Source organism: Salmonella sp. SAL04214 (assembly GCF_046550615.1).
GTDB lineage: Bacteria > Pseudomonadota > Gammaproteobacteria > Enterobacterales > Enterobacteriaceae > Salmonella > Salmonella enterica.
In genome coordinates this window covers 63,663-81,775 of the sequence record NZ_JBGDXT010000017.1, presented here as the reverse complement: position 1 = coordinate 81,775, position 18,113 = coordinate 63,663, and the positions used below count along the sequence as shown (strand labels likewise).

Annotated in this window: 15 protein-coding genes; 7 read left to right on the top strand and 8 right to left on the bottom strand. The window is 53.3% G+C overall.

Translation table 11 applies throughout. From position 1 onward, the window contains the following. The first annotated feature begins 285 nt into the window (after positions 1-285). Together ACLJQD_RS22040 and mdtD are read left to right on the top strand one after the other, a co-directional pair. Positions 286-990, top strand: coding sequence for a FadR/GntR family transcriptional regulator (locus tag ACLJQD_RS22040; RefSeq protein WP_017442064.1), 705 nt, complete (start codon positions 286-288; stop codon positions 988-990). An 11-nt stretch (positions 991-1,001) separates the two neighbouring features. After that, positions 1,002-2,429, top strand: a complete 1,428-nt coding sequence (gene mdtD, locus ACLJQD_RS22035; RefSeq protein ID WP_000202072.1) for a multidrug transporter subunit MdtD — start codon at positions 1,002-1,004, stop codon at positions 2,427-2,429. On the opposite strand, the gene rbsR is transcribed toward mdtD, so the two are convergent. From rbsR to kup, 7 genes are all read right to left on the bottom strand, one after another. Beyond that, the gene (gene rbsR, locus ACLJQD_RS22030; protein WP_000224487.1) at positions 2,395-3,393 is read right to left on the bottom strand and encodes a ribose operon transcriptional repressor RbsR; all 999 of its coding nucleotides are present in this window, start codon (positions 3,391-3,393) and stop codon (positions 2,395-2,397) included. The genes mdtD and rbsR overlap by 35 nt on opposite strands. A 3-nt stretch (positions 3,394-3,396) precedes the next feature. Further along, a complete protein-coding gene (gene rbsK, locus ACLJQD_RS22025) occupies positions 3,397-4,326 on the bottom strand; it encodes a ribokinase (protein ID WP_000844728.1) in 930 nt (309 codons plus the stop codon). Between the two features lie 132 nt (positions 4,327-4,458). Next, positions 4,459-5,349 carry a ribose ABC transporter substrate-binding protein RbsB gene (gene rbsB / locus ACLJQD_RS22020; RefSeq protein WP_001056260.1) on the bottom strand — a complete coding sequence of 297 codons (891 nt, stop codon included), beginning with the start codon at positions 5,347-5,349 and terminating at the stop codon, positions 4,459-4,461. 24 nt (positions 5,350-5,373) lie between these two features. Further along, positions 5,374-6,339: a ribose ABC transporter permease gene (gene rbsC / locus ACLJQD_RS22015; protein ID WP_000211345.1), complete on the bottom strand. Its 966-nt coding sequence runs from the start codon at positions 6,337-6,339 to the stop codon at positions 5,374-5,376. A gap of 5 nt (positions 6,340-6,344) precedes the next feature. After that, positions 6,345-7,850 carry a ribose ABC transporter ATP-binding protein RbsA gene (gene rbsA, locus ACLJQD_RS22010; RefSeq protein WP_000339361.1) on the bottom strand — a complete coding sequence of 502 codons (1,506 nt, stop codon included), beginning with the start codon at positions 7,848-7,850 and terminating at the stop codon, positions 6,345-6,347. Positions 7,851-7,857: 7 nt separating this feature from the next. Next, complete coding sequence (gene rbsD / locus ACLJQD_RS22005) at positions 7,858-8,277, bottom strand: D-ribose pyranase (RefSeq protein WP_000715944.1); 420 nt, start codon at positions 8,275-8,277, stop codon at positions 7,858-7,860. 216 nt (positions 8,278-8,493) lie between these two features. Further along, complete coding sequence (gene kup, locus ACLJQD_RS22000; RefSeq protein ID WP_000102338.1) at positions 8,494-10,362, bottom strand: low affinity potassium transporter Kup; 1,869 nt, start codon at positions 10,360-10,362, stop codon at positions 8,494-8,496. 347 nt (positions 10,363-10,709) lie between these two features. Here kup and ravA point away from each other — a divergent pair, with 347 nt between their 5' ends. Together ravA and viaA are read left to right on the top strand one after the other, a co-directional pair. Continuing rightward, positions 10,710-12,206 (top strand): ATPase RavA, encoded by a 1,497-nt coding sequence (gene ravA, locus ACLJQD_RS21995; protein ID WP_017442063.1) that lies wholly within the window; start codon positions 10,710-10,712, stop codon positions 12,204-12,206. Further along, on the top strand, positions 12,200-13,651 hold the full coding sequence (viaA, locus tag ACLJQD_RS21990) for an ATPase RavA stimulator ViaA (RefSeq protein WP_000956588.1): 1,452 nt from the start codon (positions 12,200-12,202) through the stop codon (positions 13,649-13,651). Before ravA ends, viaA begins: the two co-directional genes overlap by 7 nt. A gap of 4 nt (positions 13,652-13,655) precedes the next feature. On the opposite strand, the gene asnA is transcribed toward viaA, so the two are convergent. Beyond that, positions 13,656-14,648, bottom strand: a complete 993-nt coding sequence (gene asnA / locus ACLJQD_RS21985) for an aspartate--ammonia ligase (RefSeq protein ID WP_000845114.1) — start codon at positions 14,646-14,648, stop codon at positions 13,656-13,658. A 150-nt stretch (positions 14,649-14,798) separates the two neighbouring features. Here asnA and asnC point away from each other — a divergent pair, with 150 nt between their 5' ends. From asnC to mnmG, 3 genes are all read left to right on the top strand, one after another. Next, positions 14,799-15,257: a transcriptional regulator AsnC gene (asnC, locus tag ACLJQD_RS21980; RefSeq protein ID WP_000433016.1), complete on the top strand. Its 459-nt coding sequence runs from the start codon at positions 14,799-14,801 to the stop codon at positions 15,255-15,257. A gap of 89 nt (positions 15,258-15,346) precedes the next feature. Continuing rightward, positions 15,347-15,790: an FMN-binding protein MioC gene (gene mioC, locus ACLJQD_RS21975; RefSeq protein ID WP_001518982.1), complete on the top strand. Its 444-nt coding sequence runs from the start codon at positions 15,347-15,349 to the stop codon at positions 15,788-15,790. 378 nt (positions 15,791-16,168) lie between these two features. Beyond that, complete coding sequence (gene mnmG, locus ACLJQD_RS21970) at positions 16,169-18,058, top strand: tRNA uridine-5-carboxymethylaminomethyl(34) synthesis enzyme MnmG (RefSeq protein ID WP_017442062.1); 1,890 nt, start codon at positions 16,169-16,171, stop codon at positions 18,056-18,058. The last annotated feature ends 55 nt before the right edge of the window (positions 18,059-18,113 follow it).

Here is an 18,113-nt window from a genome sequence, read left to right as displayed (position 1 = left end):
CGCTTCAGAGTCAAGCGTTTATTTTCGCTTTTCTCCGTGAGGTTCTGGTCTGAACCCCGCTGACCCGGCGGCCTGTGCGCCGTTGTTCCGTGTCAGTGGTGGCGCATTATAGGGAGTTATTTCTGCCTGACAAGAGGAAATTTAAAATAATTTTCTGAGTGTCTCTTTTTTCATCAATGGCGTGCTTAACGTGCCATAAAATAAGCAAATTGCCGTTATTGCAACTGCAATCACACTTCCAGGTGGCATACTAATAACCAAACGAAAGAGAAAGGAAGAACATTCATGCCTTTAAGCGCACAACAATTAGCCGCACAGAAAAATCTATCCTATGTTCTGGCTGAAAAGCTGGCGCAGCGGATATTAAAGGGTGACTACGCCCCCGGTACGATTCTTCCCGGCGAAATAGAACTGGGCGAGCAGTACGGCGTAAGTCGAACGGCAGTTCGCGAAGCGGTGAAAACGTTGACGGCTAAAGGTATGGTGCTACCCCGTCCGCGCATTGGTACGCGGGTGATGCCGCAGGGAAACTGGAACTTTCTGGATCAAGAGCTGCTGACCTGGTGGATGACGGAAGAAAATTTTCATCAGGTGGTGAATCATTTTCTGGTGATGCGTATTAGCCTGGAGCCGCAAGCCTGCCTGCTGGCGGCGACTCTTGGCACACCGGAGCAGAAAGCGCGGCTTAATGCCTTAATGGAAGAGATGGTCGCGCTGAAAAAGCATTTTAAGCGTGAACGCTGGATTGAAGTGGATATGGCGTGGCACGAGCATATCTACGAAATGAGCGCCAATCCCTTTCTAATCTCTTTTGCTACGCTATTTCATTCGGTTTATCACACTTACTTTACCTCAATCACCTATAACGAGGTGGTAAAGCTGGATTTGCATCAGGCCATTGTTGATGCCATCGCTGATGGCGACGGCGAACGCGCTTTCCAGGCCTGCCAGGCGTTGTTAATAGCGCCCAATGAGAGACCAGATAATTAACAGGATATTGAATGACCAGCAAAAAAGCGCGCAGTATGGCTGGCCTGCCGTGGATCGCGGCGATGGCCTTCTTTATGCAGGCGCTAGACGCCACCATTTTGAATACCGCTTTACCGGCTATTGCGCATAGTCTTAACCGTTCACCACTCGCCATGCAGTCCGCTATTATCAGTTATACCCTGACAGTAGCTATGTTAATTCCGGTAAGCGGCTGGCTGGCTGACCGCTTTGGTACGCGTCGCGTCTTTATGGTCGCCGTAAGTCTGTTTACGTTAGGCTCGCTGGCCTGCGCGCTCTCCAGTTCACTATCTGAATTGGTTATTTTTCGCGTCGTACAAGGCGTCGGCGGAGCGATGATGATGCCAGTGGCGCGACTGGCGTTATTGCGAGCCTATCCGCGTAGTGAGCTGCTGCCCGTTCTTAACTTTGTCACTATGCCGGGGCTGGTAGGTCCAATTCTGGGGCCGGTATTAGGCGGCGTACTGGTGACCTGGGCAAGCTGGCACTGGATCTTCCTGATTAATATTCCCATTGGTGTTGCAGGCATTCTGTATGCCCGCAAATATATGCCCAACTTCACCACGCCGCGTCGCAAGTTTGACATGACCGGCTTCTTTCTTTTTGGGTTAAGTCTGGTTTTATTTTCCAGCGGAATGGAACTGTTTGGCGAAAAGATTGTGGCGACATGGATCGCATCCGCCATTATTTTTTGCAGTATCGTTCTACTATTGGCCTATATCCGTCACGCCCGCCGTCATCCGACACCGTTAATATCACTATCGCTGTTTAAGACACGCACATTTTCCGTCGGTATTGCCGGCAACCTCGCCACGCGTCTGGGGACAGGCTGCGTACCTTTTTTGATGCCGTTAATGCTACAGGTTGGTTTTGGCTACCCGGCTCTGATCGCCGGCTGCATGATGGCGCCGACAGCTTTGGGTTCTATTATCGCGAAATCGACCGTAACGCAGGTTTTACGACGTTTGGGATACCGGAAGACTCTGGTCGGCATTACGGTATTTATCGGTCTGATGATTGCCCAGTTTTCGTTTCAATCTCCCGCCATGCCGATCTGGATGCTCGTACTGCCGCTATTCATTCTTGGAATGGCGATGTCCACTCAATTTACGGCAATGAATACGATTACTCTTGCGGATCTGACGGACGATAATGCCAGCAGCGGCAACAGCGTTCTGGCGGTTACGCAGCAATTGTCTATCAGTTTAGGCGTGGCGATCAGCGCGGCGGTGTTACGTATTTATGAAGGTTTTGCGGGCACCAGTACCGTGGAACAGTTCCACTATACCTTTATCACGATGGGGGCGATCACTATCGTGTCCGCGCTGATGTTTATGCTGCTAAGAGTCAAAGACGGCAACAATCTGATTAAAGAACGGCATAAATCTAAACCGACCCACGCACCGTCAAAACCGGAGTAAGCTGAAGTCGCTGTTGTTGCAAGGCGGGCTGCGCCATCCGATGAATCAACACATCAATAGCCAGCTCGCCCAATTCATCTTTCGGCTGATGGATAGTCGTCAGCGGCGGCGTCATATAGCGCGCCAGCTCAATATCATCATAGCCAATGACTGCCATATCCTGCGGGATACGAAGCCCCGCCTGATATAGCGCCTGATAGGCGCCGACAGCCATCGCATCGTTTCCGGTAAAAACCGCTTGCGGTCGCTGTTGATGGGCGAGTAACGCCTGCATGGCGTCAAAGCCGCCGCCAAATTCAAAATCGCCGGTGATCTCATAGCCTTGCGGAATAGCCAGCCCTGCGCGTTTCATCGCCGCCCGATACCCTTCCAGCCGCAAACGCGCTGGCGTTTTGTCCAGCGGGCCGGTAATACAGGCTATTCGGGTAAATCCTTTATCGATAAGGTGTTGGGTGGCAAGATCGCCGCCTAGCAACGAATTATCCTGAATGAGATCGCTATCGCCCTCACCATCAAACGGCGACCAGTCCATCATGACGGTAGGAATAGACGGATAACGCTCCATGATTTCACGAGAAGGCTGATGCGTTTCGGTACACAGCAGCAGTAAACCGTCTACCCGTTTTTGCATCAGGGTCTCCAGGTTGCGGTTCATCCGTTGCTCGTCGCCTTCGGTATTGCACAGCACCAGACTATAACCGCGCTCAAAACAGCTTCGCTCAACGCCGCGCACCAGTTCGGAATAAAAAGGGTTGGTACTGGCGGTAATCAGCATACCAATCGTGCGGGTCTGGTTTAACTTGAGGCTTCGCGCCAGCGCGGAAGGCGCATAGTTAAGTGATTTAATCGCCGCTTCAACTTTTTCGGTTATCGTCTCACTCACAAAGCGATCTTTGTTAATAACGTGAGAGACCGTCGATGTAGAGACTCCCGCCAGGCGGGCAACATCTTTCATAGTAGCCAAGCGTTACCCCTGCTGATGTAAAAACGCTTCTATCTCTTCGCGCCACGGAACGGACGGCTGCGCGCCTTTACGCGTTACGGCAATCGCGGCGGCGGCATGGGCAAAGCGAATCGCTTCCGGCAACGGCGTCTCCTCCAGTATCGCGGTGATAAAGGCGCCGTTAAACGTATCTCCGGCGGCAATGGTATCGACAGCCTCAACGCTAAATCCAGGAACGCGGCGGCCCTCGCCGTCTACGCTGGCCCAGACGCCACGGCTTCCTAAGGTAATTAATACGGTTCGAATGCCTTTATCATGCAAAACCTGCGCAGCTTTCGCGGCATCGTCGTCATTTTCCACACGCACGCCCGTCAGCTTTTCAGCTTCCGTTTCATTTGGCGTGATGATGTCCACCAGCGCCAGCAGTTCATCCGGTAGCTCACGGGCAGGCGCCGGGTTAAGCGCAACAGTAGTATGATGTTGATGGGCGATTTTCGCCGCCGCCAGTACGCTTTCCAGCGGCGATTCCAGCTGCATCAGTAACGCATCCGCCTGCGCGATACGTTCACGTTGCGCATCAACCAACGCCGGCGATAACGCGGCATTCGCTCCGGCATGAATACCGATGACGTTCTCGCCTTCGCCGTTAACGAAAATCAGCGCCACCCCGGTAGACTCGCCTTTAATAACGCTAACTGGCGCGATATCAATACGATCGCTGACTAATTGTTTACGAATACTGTCGCCAATATCGTCATCGCCCGTGCAGGCGATAAACGCAATATTTGCCCCGCTACGTCCCGCAGCAACCGCCTGATTCGCGCCTTTCCCGCCAAACGCGACCTGATAATGGCTACCGGTTACCGTTTCACCCGGGGTAGGGAAGGACTCAAGATTAAGGATATGATCGGCATTAATGCTGCCAAGGACGATGAGATTACCTGCGGTTTTCATATTCGGGGTTCCACGTCAAAGTGCGCCACCGGTTAGGGTGGCGCGTGCCCTGCTTTTCTTTTTTTACGTTCACCTCAGCGGAGGCTCGCGTATTTCTGTCGCCATCAGGCCATAGTTGACCCGTGTCGTTTATTACTGCTTGATGACCAGTTTCAGGTCAACCGGATATTTGGCCTGAACTTTTTCGCCTTTCAGCACCTTATCCGCCACTTCAACGCCTTTGGCGCCGATTTGATCCGGTAACTGAGCGATAGTCGCTGCCAGTTTGCCATCTTTTACAGCCTTTTCGCCATCCGGCGTACCGTCAAATCCAACCACCATCACATCTGCTTTACCGGCAGTTTGCAGCGCGCGCAGTGCGCCCAGCGCCATTTCATCGTTCTGGGCGAAGACAGCCTGAACATCCGGATGCGCGGTCAGCAGGTTCTGCATGACGTTCAGACCCTTAGTACGGTCGAAATCAGCAGGCTGGCTGGCCAGGACATTAAATTTGTGGGCGGCTACCGCCTGCTGGAAACCTTCGCCACGCTCACGCGCCGCAGATGTTCCGGCAATGCCTTGCAACTCAATCACTTTGGCGCCTTCGCCAGCTTTTTTCGCGATATAGTCGCCAGCGATCTTACCGCCCAGCACGTTATCAGACGCGATATGGCTGACGACATCGCCTTTGGTTGCCTGGCGGTCAAGCGTGATAACCGGAATCTTCGCCTGGTTCGCCATCTTCACCGCGTTACCCACCGCATCGGAGTCAGTCGGGTTGATCAGCAGAATTTTGGTCCCGCGAACGGTTAAATCCTGCACGTTCGCCAGCTCTTTGGCAGGGTTGTTCTGGGAGTCCAGCACCACCAGGTTATAACCCAGTTTATCCGCCTCTTTTTGCGCCCCGTCTTTTAACGACACGAAGAAGGGATTATTGAGGGTAGAGATCACCAGCGCAATGGTGTCTTTCGCCATTGCATTCGCGCTCACGGTGGCGCTCAGCGCAACAGCAGATACCAGGGTAGCCAGTTTTTTCATGTTCATATTTCAGATGTCCTGTAGTCGTTGTTACTGCTTTTTGTTGTCTACCAGTACCGCCAGCAAAATCACCACCGCTTTGACGATCATCTGGTAATAGGAGGAAACACCTAACAAATTCAAACCATTATTAAGGAAGCCGAGAATCAATGCGCCGATCAATGTCCCAACAATGCGTCCTTTACCGCCTGCAAGGCTGGTGCCGCCCAGCACCACGGCGGCAATAGCATCCAGCTCATAGCCGGTACCCGCCGTCGGCTGCGCGGAAGAGAGGCGCGCCACTTCAATGATGCCCGCCAGCGACGCTGTCAGGCCGCAAAGTGAATAGACGATAATTTTCACTTTGCTCACGCTAATGCCAGACAGGCGCGTCGCCGCTTCGTTACCGCCCAGCGCGTAGATATAGCGTCCCAGACGGGTGTGATGCAGCATATACCAGGCGGCGATAAAGACGATAGCCATGATCCAGACCGGCGTAGGAACGCCCAGCGGACGGCCGATACCGAACCAGCCAAACAGATCGGCGTTATCGGTAAAGCCGGTGTTGACCGGGCTACCGTCGGTGTAAACCATCGTCACGCCGCGCAGTAGCAGCATCATCACCAGCGTAGCGATAAACGCCTGTACGCGGCCTTTCGCGACGATAACGCCAGTAACGGCGCCAATCGCAGCGCCCAGCGCCAGCGCGGCGGCAACCGCGACCAGCGCATTCACTTCAACGCCGACGATTGAAGCGGCAACCGCGCCGGTGAGCGCCAGCAGGGAACCGACGGACAGATCGATCCCCGATGTCAGAATCACCAACGTCATCCCCACCGCCATAATGGCGTTGACGGAGGTCTGTTGAAGAATATTGAACAGATTATTAACGGTAAAAAAGTTGGGGCTCAACGTCGAAACAATCGCGATCAGCACCAGCAGGGCAATGAGCGACTTCTGCTCAAGAAGCCACGCTTTAGTGAAATAACGGCGACCAGAAACAGCCTGGGTTGTCATCTTTTTTACTCCTGATTCACGCGATTAAGCTTGCCCACTGCGGCAGCCATTAACACTTCCTGGGTGGCCTGCTCGCGAGTAAATTCACCGCTGAGATGCCCTTCATGCATGACGATGATGCGATCGCTCATGCCTAATACTTCTGGCATCTCAGATGAGACCAGAATGATGCTCAGGCCGTCGGCCTTAAACTGGTTGATAAGCTGGTAAATCTCTTTCTTGGCGCCGACGTCCACGCCGCGAGTCGGCTCGTCGAGAATGAGCACTTTCGGGCGCGTCATCAACCCGCGGGCAATCGCCACTTTTTGCTGATTACCGCCAGAAAGCAGGCCTATCGCCTGTTCCATTGACGGCGTCTTGACGTTGAACAGACGGATAAAATCCCCCACCGCCTGCTGCTCATCTTTGTGTTTCAGGCTTCCGCCAGCGCGGCTGAAATAGTCCAGCGCCGTCAGCGACATATTCTCTTTAACTGACATGCCGAGCACCAGTCCATCGCGCTTACGGTCTTCAGAGATATAAACGATGCCATTGGCCAGCCCGTCCTGCGGAGAACGCGTCACCACTTCGTGTCCATCAAGCGTCACGTAACCGCTGGTTCGCGGCATCGCGCCGTACAATACTTTCATCAGCTCGGTGCGACCGGCGCCCATCAGGCCGGAGATGCCAAGAATCTCACCTTTTCGCAGCACAAAAGAGACATCATTCACGCCCGGTCCGCACAGATTATCGACCTTCAGGCGAATCTCACCCGGCGCGTTATCCAGATGCGGGTACTGATCTTCCAGCTTACGTCCCACCATCATTTCGATAAGAGAATCTTCGGTCAACGTGGCCACTTCACGCTCGGCGATAAATTGCCCATCGCGGAAGACCGTCACGTCATCGCAAATTTCGAAGATCTCTTTCATACGGTGGGAGATATAGACAATGCCGCGCCCCTGCGATTTTAATTCGCGGATAACGCGGAACAGAGATTCGGTTTCAGTGTCGGTCAGCGCATCGGTCGGTTCATCCATAATGATGACTTTGGATTCGAAGCTCAGCACTTTGGCGATTTCCACCATTTGCTGATCGCCGATAGAGAGTTCGCCCACCAGCTTATCGCTCTTAAAGCGCAGATTGAGTTTGGCTAAGAGGTGGTCGGCTTCGGCATACATCTTTTTCCAGTCGATTTTGCCAAAGCGATTCACAAACTCACGGCCCAGGAAGATATTTTCCGCAATGGTCAACTGCGGGATCAGGTTCAGTTCCTGATGAATAATGCCGATCCCGGCTTCCTGAGACGATTTAGGCCCGTTAAAGGTGGTCTCTTTACCCAGCCATAACAACGATCCCGCATCTCGCGTATAGATGCCGGTTAATACTTTCATCATGGTGGATTTTCCGGCGCCGTTTTCCCCCACCAGCGCCATAACGCGGCCAGGATAAACGTTTAACGCGGCGCCGGAGAGAGCCTTCACGCCGGGGAACGCTTTATCGATCCCTTTGAGTTGCAGTAATGCGTCCATAGCGGCCTCAGAAAGTGACGCCAGCGCAAAGAATGACGTTCGCATACGGGGAACACTCCCCGCTGCGAATCACCGCCTGACTGTCTGCAGTCAATTTTTTGAATTGTTCGTGTGTCGTATAACTAATTTTTATGGTGTTTCCCTGGTGTTGCTGCAGTTGCTCAAGGTGAGTGAGCAACGTTTCGTGGAGCTGCGGATTCTGTTGTTTGATTTCCGTTGCAAGAATCGCCGCCTCAACCTGCATTTCCCGGGTCACGACATCCACCACCTGCATAAAAGAAGGTACGCCCTGGGTTAGTGCCATATCGATACGCGCAGTGCTATTCGGGATGGGTAAACCCGCATCACAGACCACCAGAGTATCAGTATGCCCCAGACGGGAAATGACCGACGAGATTTCAGAGTTGAGTACGGTGCCTTTCTTCATTTTTCTGCTCCACTAGCGAAACGTTTCGCTGGCCGCAGTGTAACCCTGGATGTGTTCATAAAACCATCATGACGTAACAGAATTGTGATCGCCGTCGAAACGTTTCGCTAGCGGAAATCAGGTGAAGATAATCGCCCAATGGCGATTATCTTGTGGGAATCTACGGATTGGCCAGGCCGGGTAAGCCAACGCGGCCCCCGGCATGTTGATGGGAGGTTAAATCTCGACCTGCGTTCCTAACTCAATCACGCGGTTAGGCGGGATCTCGAACTGATCCGGCGCGCGCAGGGCGTTGCGTTGCAACAACAAATACAGCTTGCCGCGCAGACGCAAATACCACGGGCGTTTGCCGACAATCAACGACTCGTGCGACATAAAGAACGATGTTTCCATCATCCGACAGCTAAGCCCTTCCAGACCGCAGCGGTGGAACACCTCTTCAACGTTTGGCGTTTCGCGCCAGCCGTAGCTGGCCACCACGCGCCAGAATGTCGGAGACAACTGCTCAATCTGCACCCGGCGAACGTTATGCACATAAGGCGCATCTTCCGTACGCAACGTCAGTAAGATTACGCGCTCATGCAACACTTTGTTGTGCTTCAGGTTATGCAATAAAGCAAAAGGGATCACACTGAGCGCGCGTGACATGTATACGGCAGTACCCGGCACCCGAACCGGCGGTGACTTCTCCAGTGAAGCAATCATCGCTTCCAGCGAATTACCGTGTTCATGCATACGACGCAACAGACGGAAACGCTCGCTCTTCCAGGTGGTCATGATCGTGAACATGATCAGGCCCAGGCTCAGCGGCAGCCAACCACCGGACAACAATTTGTCGAGGTTGGCCGAGAACAGCGGGATATCCACGCACAGGAATGCGATGAGGATCAGCGCGACAAAATATTTGTTCCAGTGCCAGTTCTTACGCGCCACGGTCGTAGAAAGAATAGACGTCAGCACCATCGTACCGGTCACGGCAATACCATAGGCCGCCGCCAGGTTGCTGGAATGCTCAAAGCTAACAATAACAACCACAACCGCGAAATAAAGCAGCCAGTTAACGAAAGGGATGTAGATCTGACCGGACTCCATCTCGGAGGTATGGATAATGCGCATTGGCGACAAATAGCCAAGACGCACGGCCTGACGCGTCAGCGAAAAGACGCCGGAAATGACCGCCTGGGAGGCGATCACCGTCGCCAGCGCGGCCAGAATCAGCAGCGGAATTAACGCCCAGTCCGGCGCCAACAGGAAGAAGGGGTTTTTAATCGCTTCCGGATGCTTTAGTAGCAATGCGCCCTGACCAAAGTAGTTCAGTACTAACGACGGCAGTACCACGGTAAACCACGCCAGGCGAATCGGGAACTTACCGAAGTGTCCCATATCGGCGTACAACGCCTCTACGCCAGTAATCGACAGCACCACCGCGCCCAACGCAATAAATGATACGGTTTTATATTCAAGGAAAAAACGTACCGCCCAGACAGGATTCAGCGCATGTAACACTTCGGGATTGGCGATAATACTGCGCAGGCCAAGTACCGCCAGGATCAAAAACCAAGTCAGCATGATCGGCGCAAAGAGTTTTCCTACCATTCCCGTACCGTGCTTCTGAATCATAAACAACAGAGTCAGCACAATAATGGAGAGCGGGACAATCCAGGTATCCAGCTGCGGCGCGACAATCTCCAGGCCTTCAATCGCCGACATCACCGAAATCGCCGGCGTAATGACCACTTCGCCATAGAAAAAGCTGCCGCCTATCAGTCCCATGATAACTAACATGGATGTGGTGCGCGCCGAGGTATTACGCCCGGCAAGCGACATCAGCGTCAAAATTCCACCTTCACCCGCGTTATCGGCGCGCATCACGAAGGTGAGGTATTTGATGGAAACCACAAAGATGAGTAGCCAGAAGATCAGCGACAGAAAACCAAACACGGCATCTCGTTCAACGCCAAAACCAAACTGACCGGACAAACATTCACGAAGCGTATAAAGCGGGCTGGTACCAATATCACCGTAGACAACCCCAATAGCTGCGAGGGTAATCGCAGGCAACGATTGCTTATTATCAGTGCTCATAGACTCATCTTTCGTTTATACACGTCACCCTTCACGCTACCTCCTTGTCGGCTGCATTCGCTTACCCCAGTCACACGTTTAAGTCAGTGCCAGGGGATTCACTCCTTTGCCGCCTTGATGTAGTTTGAATGAATGAGTGTATAGATATGAAATGTGTGCTTAGTCCCTTGGCCCACAAAAAAGCGCACAGTATGCACGATTAATCATAAAATCGTACCCCTAAATGAAGCCAGATTAACCTGGCTCAAAGAAAAATAAACAGCGCGTCAGACGATTACAGCCCCGGTGGTGAAACGTCTATACTCGCAATTAGCATGATCCATTTGTCGAAAGGACGCCTCTTTATTATGGCTCACCCACATTTATTAGCGGAAAGAATTTCCCGTCTGAGCAGCGCCCTTGAGAAGGGGCTGTATGAACGTAGTCACGCCATACGCCTTTGCCTACTGGCGGCGTTAAGCGGTGAGAGCGTCTTTTTGTTGGGCCCGCCCGGTATCGCCAAGAGTCTGATTGCCCGCCGCCTGAAGTTTGCTTTCCAGCGCGCCCGCGCTTTTGAATATCTGATGACACGCTTTTCCACGCCGGAAGAGGTGTTTGGCCCGCTCTCTATTCAGGCGCTGAAAGATGAAGGTCGCTATGAACGCTTAACGACCGGCTACCTTCCCGAAGCCGAAATCGTTTTTCTGGATGAAATCTGGAAAGCCGGGCCCGCTATCCTGAACACATTGCTGACCGCCATTAACGAACGCCATTTCCGCAACGGCGCATTTGAGGAAAAAATTCCGATGCGGCTGCTGGTGGCGGCCTCTAACGAACTGCCCGAAGCGGACAGCAGCCTGGAAGCCTTGTACGACCGAATGTTGATTCGCCTGTGGCTGGATAAAGTTCAGGATAAAGCCAATTTCCGCTCCATGCTGGTTAGTCAGCAGGATGAGAGCGATAACCCGGTCCCCGCCTCGTTACAGGTTAGCGACGAAGAATATCAACAGTGGCAAAAAGATATCGGCGCGATTTCACTCCCTGATCCGGTCTTTGAGCTGATATTTACTCTGCGCCAACAGCTGGATAATTTGCCGAATGCGCCTTATGTCTCCGACCGTCGCTGGAAGAAAGCCATCCGCCTGTTACAGGCCAGCGCCTTCTTTAGCGGACGCGACGCGGTTGCGCCGATTGACCTTATCCTGCTAAAAGATTGCTTGTGGTATGACGCGCAGAGTCTGAATCTCATGCAACAGCAACTGGAAATATTGATGACCGGACACGCCTGGCAGCAGCAGGCCATGCTGACTCGCCTCGGCGGTATCGTCCAGCGCCGCCTCCAGTTGCAGCAACAGCAAAGCGATAAAACCGCCTTCACCGTCATTAAAGAAGGCGGTATGTTCAGCCGTCGCCCGCATTACACTTTACCGCCGGAAGCCAGTGCGTCAACGTTGACGTTATTGCTACAAAAACCGCTAAAACTGCATGATATGGAAGTGATCCATATTACCTTTGACCGCAGCGCGCTGGAACTTTGGCTGACCAAAGGTGGCGAGATCCGCGGCAAACTGAACGGGATCGGCTTTGCCCAAACGCTGAATATGGAAGTCGATAACGCTCAACATCTGGTGGTGCGCGACATCAGTCTACAAGGTACCCGTCTGGCGTTACCGGGAACGGCTGAAGACAGTATGCCTGCGGAGATCAAACAGCAGCTGGAAACGTTAGAAAACGACTGGCGCCAGCAGCATACCCGCTTCAGCGAGCAGCAACATTGCCTGTTTATTCACAGCGACTGGTTAGGGCGCATTGAGGCCAGCCTGCAGGATGTAGGAGAACAGATCCGCCAGGCGCAACAATGCTGACGCTGGATACGCTAAATACCATGCTGGCCGTCAGCGAAGAGGGAATGGTCGAAGAGATGATCCTCGCGCTACTGGCTTCCCCACAGCTGGTCATTTTCTTTGAAAAGTTTCCGCGTTTAAAAAACGCCGTGACCGCCGATCTCCCGCGCTGGCGGGAAGCGCTACGCAGCCGTCTTAAAGACGCACGCGTTCCGCCGGAACTCACGGAAGAGGTCATGTGTTATCAGCAAAGCCAACTTCTCTCTACACCACAGTTCATCGTGCAACTGCCGCAAATACTGGCGTTGCTTCATCGCCTGCATTCACCGTATGCCGCGCAGGCGAAGCAGTTGACGGAGAGCAACAGTACCTTTACCCCTGCGCTACACACGCTTTTTTTGCAACGCTGGCGGTTAAGTCTGGTCGTGCAGGCCACCACGTTAAACCAACAACTACTGGAAGAAGAGCGCGAGCAGTTGCTGAGTGACGTTCAGGAACGGATGACGCTGAGCGGGCAACTGGAACCGACGCTGGCGGAAAATGATAATGCCGCAGGCCGCCTGTGGGATATGAGCGCGGGCCAGCTTAAACGTGGTGATTATCAACTGATCGTAAAATACGGCGAATTTCTCGCCGCCCAGCCGGAGCTAATGCAACTGGCGGAACAACTGGGACGTTCGCGGGAAGCCAAATCGGTACCGAAAAAAGACGCGCCGATGGAAACCTTTCGTACACTGGTACGCGAACCCGCAACGGTGCCGGAGCAGGTTGACGGTATACAGCAAGGCGATGATATTCTGCGCCTGTTGCCGCCAGAGCTGGCGACGCTCGGCATCACCGAGCTGGAATATGAATTTTACCGCCGGTTAGTGGAAAAACAGCTCCTCACCTATCGCCTGCATGGCGAAGCGTGGCGTGAGAAAGTGACCGAACGGCCGGTAGTACACCAGGATGTCGACGAGCAGCCGCGCGGACCGTTTATTGTCTGCGTCGATACTTCAGGCTCGATGGGAGGATTTAACGAGCAGTGCGCAAAAGCGTTCTGCCTGGCGTTGATGCGCGTTGCGCTGGCGGATAACCGCCGCTGCTTTATTATGCTGTTTTCCACTGACGTTGTGCGTTATGAACTCTCCGGCCCGGAAGGTATCGAGCAGGCCATCCGCTTTTTAAGTCAACGTTTTCGCGGCGGCACAGATATCGCCAGCTGTTTTCGCGCCATTATTGAAAGAATGCAGGGACGGGAATGGTTTGATGCCGATGCGGTGGTCATTTCGGATTTTATCGCCCAGCGCTTGCCGGATGACGTGGTGAGCAAAGTAGGAGAGTTGCAGCGTCTTCACCAGCATCGATTCCACGCGGTGGCGATGTCGGCGCACGGCAAACCCGGCATCATGCGCATTTTCGATCATATCTGGCGCTTTGACACCGGGATGCGAAGCCGCCTGCTGAGACGCTGGCGGCGCTAACGGCTTATAAAATAGCAGGAATGCTTTCGCGAACCTGCGCGGGCCATACGCCGCACTGCACCTGACCAATATGCGGCAATTGCAGCAGCAACATCGTCAGACGCGACTGCCCAATCCCGCCGCCGATGGTCTGCGGCATTTCGCCGCGCAGCAGCGCCTGATGCCACTCCAGTTGCAGACGATCTTCATCACCGGTCAACGCCAGCTGGCGCATCAGCGTATCGGCATCTACGCGGATACCCATAGAGGAAAGCTCAAACGCATCTTCCAGCACCGGGTTCCACACCAGGATATCGCCGTTCAGACCGGCGTAGCCCAGCTCAGATGCGGAGCTCCAGTCATCATAATCCGGCGCGCGTACATCATGGCGGTGGCCATCGCTCAGTTTACCGCCGATCCCCACCAGGAAAACGGCGCCAAGTTCTTTGGCGATCGCGCGTTCGCGCCCTTTCGCATCCAGATCCGGGAAACGCGCCAGCAGTTCCTGACTGTGAACAAAATGGATCTGATCTGGCAGGAACGGCGCCAGACCAAACTCTTTACTGACCGCGGCTTCGGTAGCTTTAATTCCTGCCCATATAGCCTCTACTGTGCTTTTCAGGGTGGAAAATTGGCGCTCGCCATCGCCCATGACACGCTCCCAGTCCCACTGATCCACATAGACCGAGTGGAGCGGAGAGAGTCGGTCTTCATCGGGGCGAAGGGCTTTCATGTGCGTGTACAGCCCTTCGCCCGCGCTGAAGTCATGTTGCCCCAGGGTTTGACGTTTCCACTTCGCCAGTGAATGCACCACTTCGAACTGGGCGTCAGGCAACGCTTTCACTTTTACCTGCACCGCTTTTTCACAGCCGGACAAATTATCCTGCGTACCATCCCCTACGCGACTCAGGATCGGCGCCTGGACCTCAATCAGACCCAGACGCTCCTCAAGCTGGCGAGAGAAATGTGATTTCACGAAGCTAATTTGACGTTGTTTGGCAATGTAAGCGGTTTTCATTTTTTTACTCCTGCGTCCTGTTGCCTATGATTAAGCAACAAAACGAGAGCACTATTCAATAATCAACAGATAAAAAGCTAACTTCGATTTTGATTCGTTAAAAATAATGGCTAAAATAGAGATAATCATTAATCTGCATAAGAAAAAGCGATGGAAAATTATCAGATCGACAATCTGGACCGCGGCATACTTGACGCCTTAATGGAAAATGCCCGCACCGCCTACGCCGAACTGGCCAAACAATTTGGCGTTAGCCCTGGAACCATTCACGTTCGCGTCGAGAAAATGAAGCAGGCCGGGATCATTACGGGCGCACGGATTGACGTCAGCCCTAAACAGCTGGGCTACGATGTGGGCTGCTTTATTGGCATCATCCTCAAAAGCGCCAAAGACTATCCCTCCGCACTGGCCCGGCTGGAAAGCCTGGATGAGGTGACGGAAGCGTATTACACCACCGGTCACTACAGCATCTTTATAAAAGTGATGTGCAAATCAATCGACGCGCTTCAGCACGTACTTATCAACAAGATCCAAACAATTGATGAAATTCAGTCCACTGAGACACTGATCGTCTTGCAGAACCCGATCATGCGCACCATCAAGCCATGATCGGCTTTTTTAATCCCACATTTTTCCACAGGTAGATCCCAGCTCGTTCACAGAGTACAATGCAGCCTCTTTACCTGAGCGAGCGATCAATGGCAGACATTACTCTTATCAGCGGCAGCACCCTGGGCGGCGCCGAATACGTCGCGGAACATCTGGCGGAAAAGCTGGAAGCTGCCGGTTTTTCAACCGAAACGGTGCACGGTCCGTTATTAGAGGATCTGTCAACTTCCGGGATCTGGCTGATAATCAGCTCAACGCACGGCGCCGGAGACATTCCGGACAACCTGACCCCTTTCTATGAAGACCTTCAGACGCAGAAACCCGATCTTTCCGCGGTACGTTTCGGCGCAATTGGCATTGGTAGTCGAGAATACGACACGTTTTGCGGCGCGATTGAGAAAATAGAAGCGGAACTGAAAGACGCTGGCGCAAAACAGGTTGGGGAAACACTGAAGATCAACATCCTTGAACATGAGATTCCGGAAGATCCAGCGGAGATTTGGCTCGGATCCTGGATTAATTTACTCAAATAAGTGTAAAGATCGTGCGATCCATTGTGGATAAATCTGGTGGAAAGCTTGGATCAACCGGTAGTTATCCAAAGAATAACCGTTGTTCACTTTTTGAGTTGTGTATAAGTACCCGTTTTGATCCCAGCTTATACGGGCCACGATCACCGATCATTCACAGCTAGTGATCCTTTCCAACGCATTGATCTTTATTACAGGATCCGGGTTATCCACAGCCTGGCGCGATCCTAATAAGAGATCACAATAGAACAGATCTCTAAATAAAAAGATCTTCTTTTTAATAGCCAGGATCCCGGGGCTTTCTCCATCGGCTAAAGTTGAGTAGAATCCACCGCCCGGGCTTCAATCCATTTTCACACCGCGTTATGCGAGGCAATTACCATGTTTTATCAGGATCCTTTTGACGTCATTATTATTGGCGGGGGTCATGCAGGCACTGAGGCCGCGATGGCCGCAGCGCGTATGGGTCAACAGACTCTGCTTTTGACACACAATATTGACACGTTGGGACAGATGAGCTGCAACCCGGCGATCGGCGGTATTGGAAAGGGACATCTGGTAAAAGAGGTGGATGCGCTCGGTGGTCTGATGGCGAAAGCGATCGATCAGGCAGGTATTCAGTTTAGGATACTAAACGCCAGCAAAGGTCCGGCCGTTCGCGCTACCCGGGCTCAGGCGGATCGAGTCTTATACCGCCAGGCGGTGCGTACCGCGCTGGAGAACCAGCCGAATCTGATGATCTTCCAGCAAGCGGTTGAAGATCTGATTGTCGAAAACGATCGCGTTGTCGGCGCCGTGACCCAAATGGGGCTCAAATTCCGCGCGAAAGCGGTGGTACTGACCGTCGGGACCTTCCTGGACGGCAAAATTCATATTGGTCTGGATAACTACAGCGGCGGTCGTGCTGGCGATCCGCCATCCATCCCGCTGTCTCGCCGTCTGCGTGAGCTCCCGCTACGCGTCAGCCGCCTGAAAACCGGCACACCGCCGCGTATTGATGCGCGTACTATCGATTTCAGCGTGTTGGCTCAACAGCATGGCGATAACCCGATGCCGGTTTTCTCGTTTATGGGGAATGCTTCTCAGCATCCGCAACAGGTGCCGTGTTACATCACGCATACCAATGAGAAAACCCATGACGCGATTCGTAATAACCTCGATCGTAGCCCAATGTACGCTGGCGTGATCGAAGGGATCGGCCCACGCTACTGTCCTTCGATCGAAGACAAGGTGATGCGTTTTGCCGATCGTAACCAGCATCAGATCTTCCTTGAGCCGGAAGGACTGACCTCTAACGAGATTTACCCTAACGGTATCTCCACCAGCCTGCCGTTTGACGTGCAGATGCAGATTGTCCGTTCCATGCAGGGCATGGAGAACGCGAAGATCGTTCGCCCTGGTTACGCGATTGAGTACGATTTCTTCGACCCGCGCGATCTGAAACCGACTCTGGAAAGTAAATTTATTCACGGCCTGTTCTTTGCTGGTCAAATCAACGGTACTACCGGCTATGAAGAGGCTGCGGCGCAGGGCTTGCTCGCTGGTCTGAATGCCGCGCGTCTTTCCGCCGACAAAGAGGGCTGGGCGCCTGCGCGTTCTCAGGCTTATCTCGGCGTGCTGGTGGACGATCTCTGTACGCTGGGCACCAAAGAGCCGTATCGCATGTTTACCTCCCGCGCCGAATATCGCCTGATGCTGCGTGAGGACAACGCCGATCTGCGTTTGACCGAAATGGGCCGCGAGCTGGGTCTGGTGGATGATGAACGCTGGGCGCGATTCAACGAGAAGCTGGAAAATATCGAACGCGAACGTCAGCGGCTGAAATCGACATGGGTAACGCCGTCTGCGGAATCCGCCGATGAAGTGAATGCGCATTTGACCACGCCTCTCTCCCGTGAGGCCAGCGGTGAAGATCTGTTGCGTCGTCCGGAAATGACCTACGCGCAGCTCACTTCGCTTGCCGCATTCGCGCCTGCGCTTGAAGATGAGCAAGCCGCTGAGCAGGTGGAAATCCAGGTCAAATACGAAGGCTATATCGCTCGCCAGCAGGATGAGATTGAAAAACAACTACGTAACGAGAATACGTTGCTGCCTGCCACGCTGGATTATCGTCAGGTTTCCGGTCTGTCGAACGAAGTTATCGCCAAGCTGAACGATCATAAACCGGCGTCTATCGGCCAGGCATCGCGTATCTCCGGCGTTACGCCAGCGGCAATCTCCATTCTGCTGGTATGGCTGAAAAAACAAGGTATGCTGCGTCGTAGCGCTTGATAACACTAATTTGGCGGGGGCGCTTCTCTTGCCCGCCCTACAAATTTGTAGGCCC

Excerpts from the sequence above, each read along its gene's own strand:
- ACLJQD_RS22040 (WP_017442064.1), top strand. The coding sequence starts at position 286 with ATGCCTTTAAGCGCACAACAATTAGCCGCACAGAAAAATCTATCCTAT.
- mnmG (WP_017442062.1), top strand. The coding sequence starts at position 16,169 with ATGTTTTATCAGGATCCTTTTGACGTCATTATTATTGGCGGGGGTCAT.
- mdtD (WP_000202072.1), top strand. The coding sequence starts at position 1,002 with ATGACCAGCAAAAAAGCGCGCAGTATGGCTGGCCTGCCGTGGATCGCG.
- rbsB (WP_001056260.1), bottom strand. The coding sequence starts at position 5,349 with ATGAACATGAAAAAACTGGCTACCCTGGTATCTGCTGTTGCGCTGAGC.
- rbsC (WP_000211345.1), bottom strand. The coding sequence starts at position 6,339 with ATGACAACCCAGGCTGTTTCTGGTCGCCGTTATTTCACTAAAGCGTGG.
- asnA (WP_000845114.1), bottom strand. The coding sequence starts at position 14,648 with ATGAAAACCGCTTACATTGCCAAACAACGTCAAATTAGCTTCGTGAAA.
- viaA (WP_000956588.1), top strand. The coding sequence starts at position 12,200 with ATGCTGACGCTGGATACGCTAAATACCATGCTGGCCGTCAGCGAAGAG.
- rbsK (WP_000844728.1), bottom strand. The coding sequence starts at position 4,326 with ATGAAAACCGCAGGTAATCTCATCGTCCTTGGCAGCATTAATGCCGAT.
- mioC (WP_001518982.1), top strand. The coding sequence starts at position 15,347 with ATGGCAGACATTACTCTTATCAGCGGCAGCACCCTGGGCGGCGCCGAA.
- rbsD (WP_000715944.1), bottom strand. The coding sequence starts at position 8,277 with ATGAAGAAAGGCACCGTACTCAACTCTGAAATCTCGTCGGTCATTTCC.
- ravA (WP_017442063.1), top strand. The coding sequence starts at position 10,710 with ATGGCTCACCCACATTTATTAGCGGAAAGAATTTCCCGTCTGAGCAGC.
- rbsA (WP_000339361.1), bottom strand. The coding sequence starts at position 7,850 with ATGGACGCATTACTGCAACTCAAAGGGATCGATAAAGCGTTCCCCGGC.
- kup (WP_000102338.1), bottom strand. The coding sequence starts at position 10,362 with ATGAGCACTGATAATAAGCAATCGTTGCCTGCGATTACCCTCGCAGCT.
- asnC (WP_000433016.1), top strand. The coding sequence starts at position 14,799 with ATGGAAAATTATCAGATCGACAATCTGGACCGCGGCATACTTGACGCC.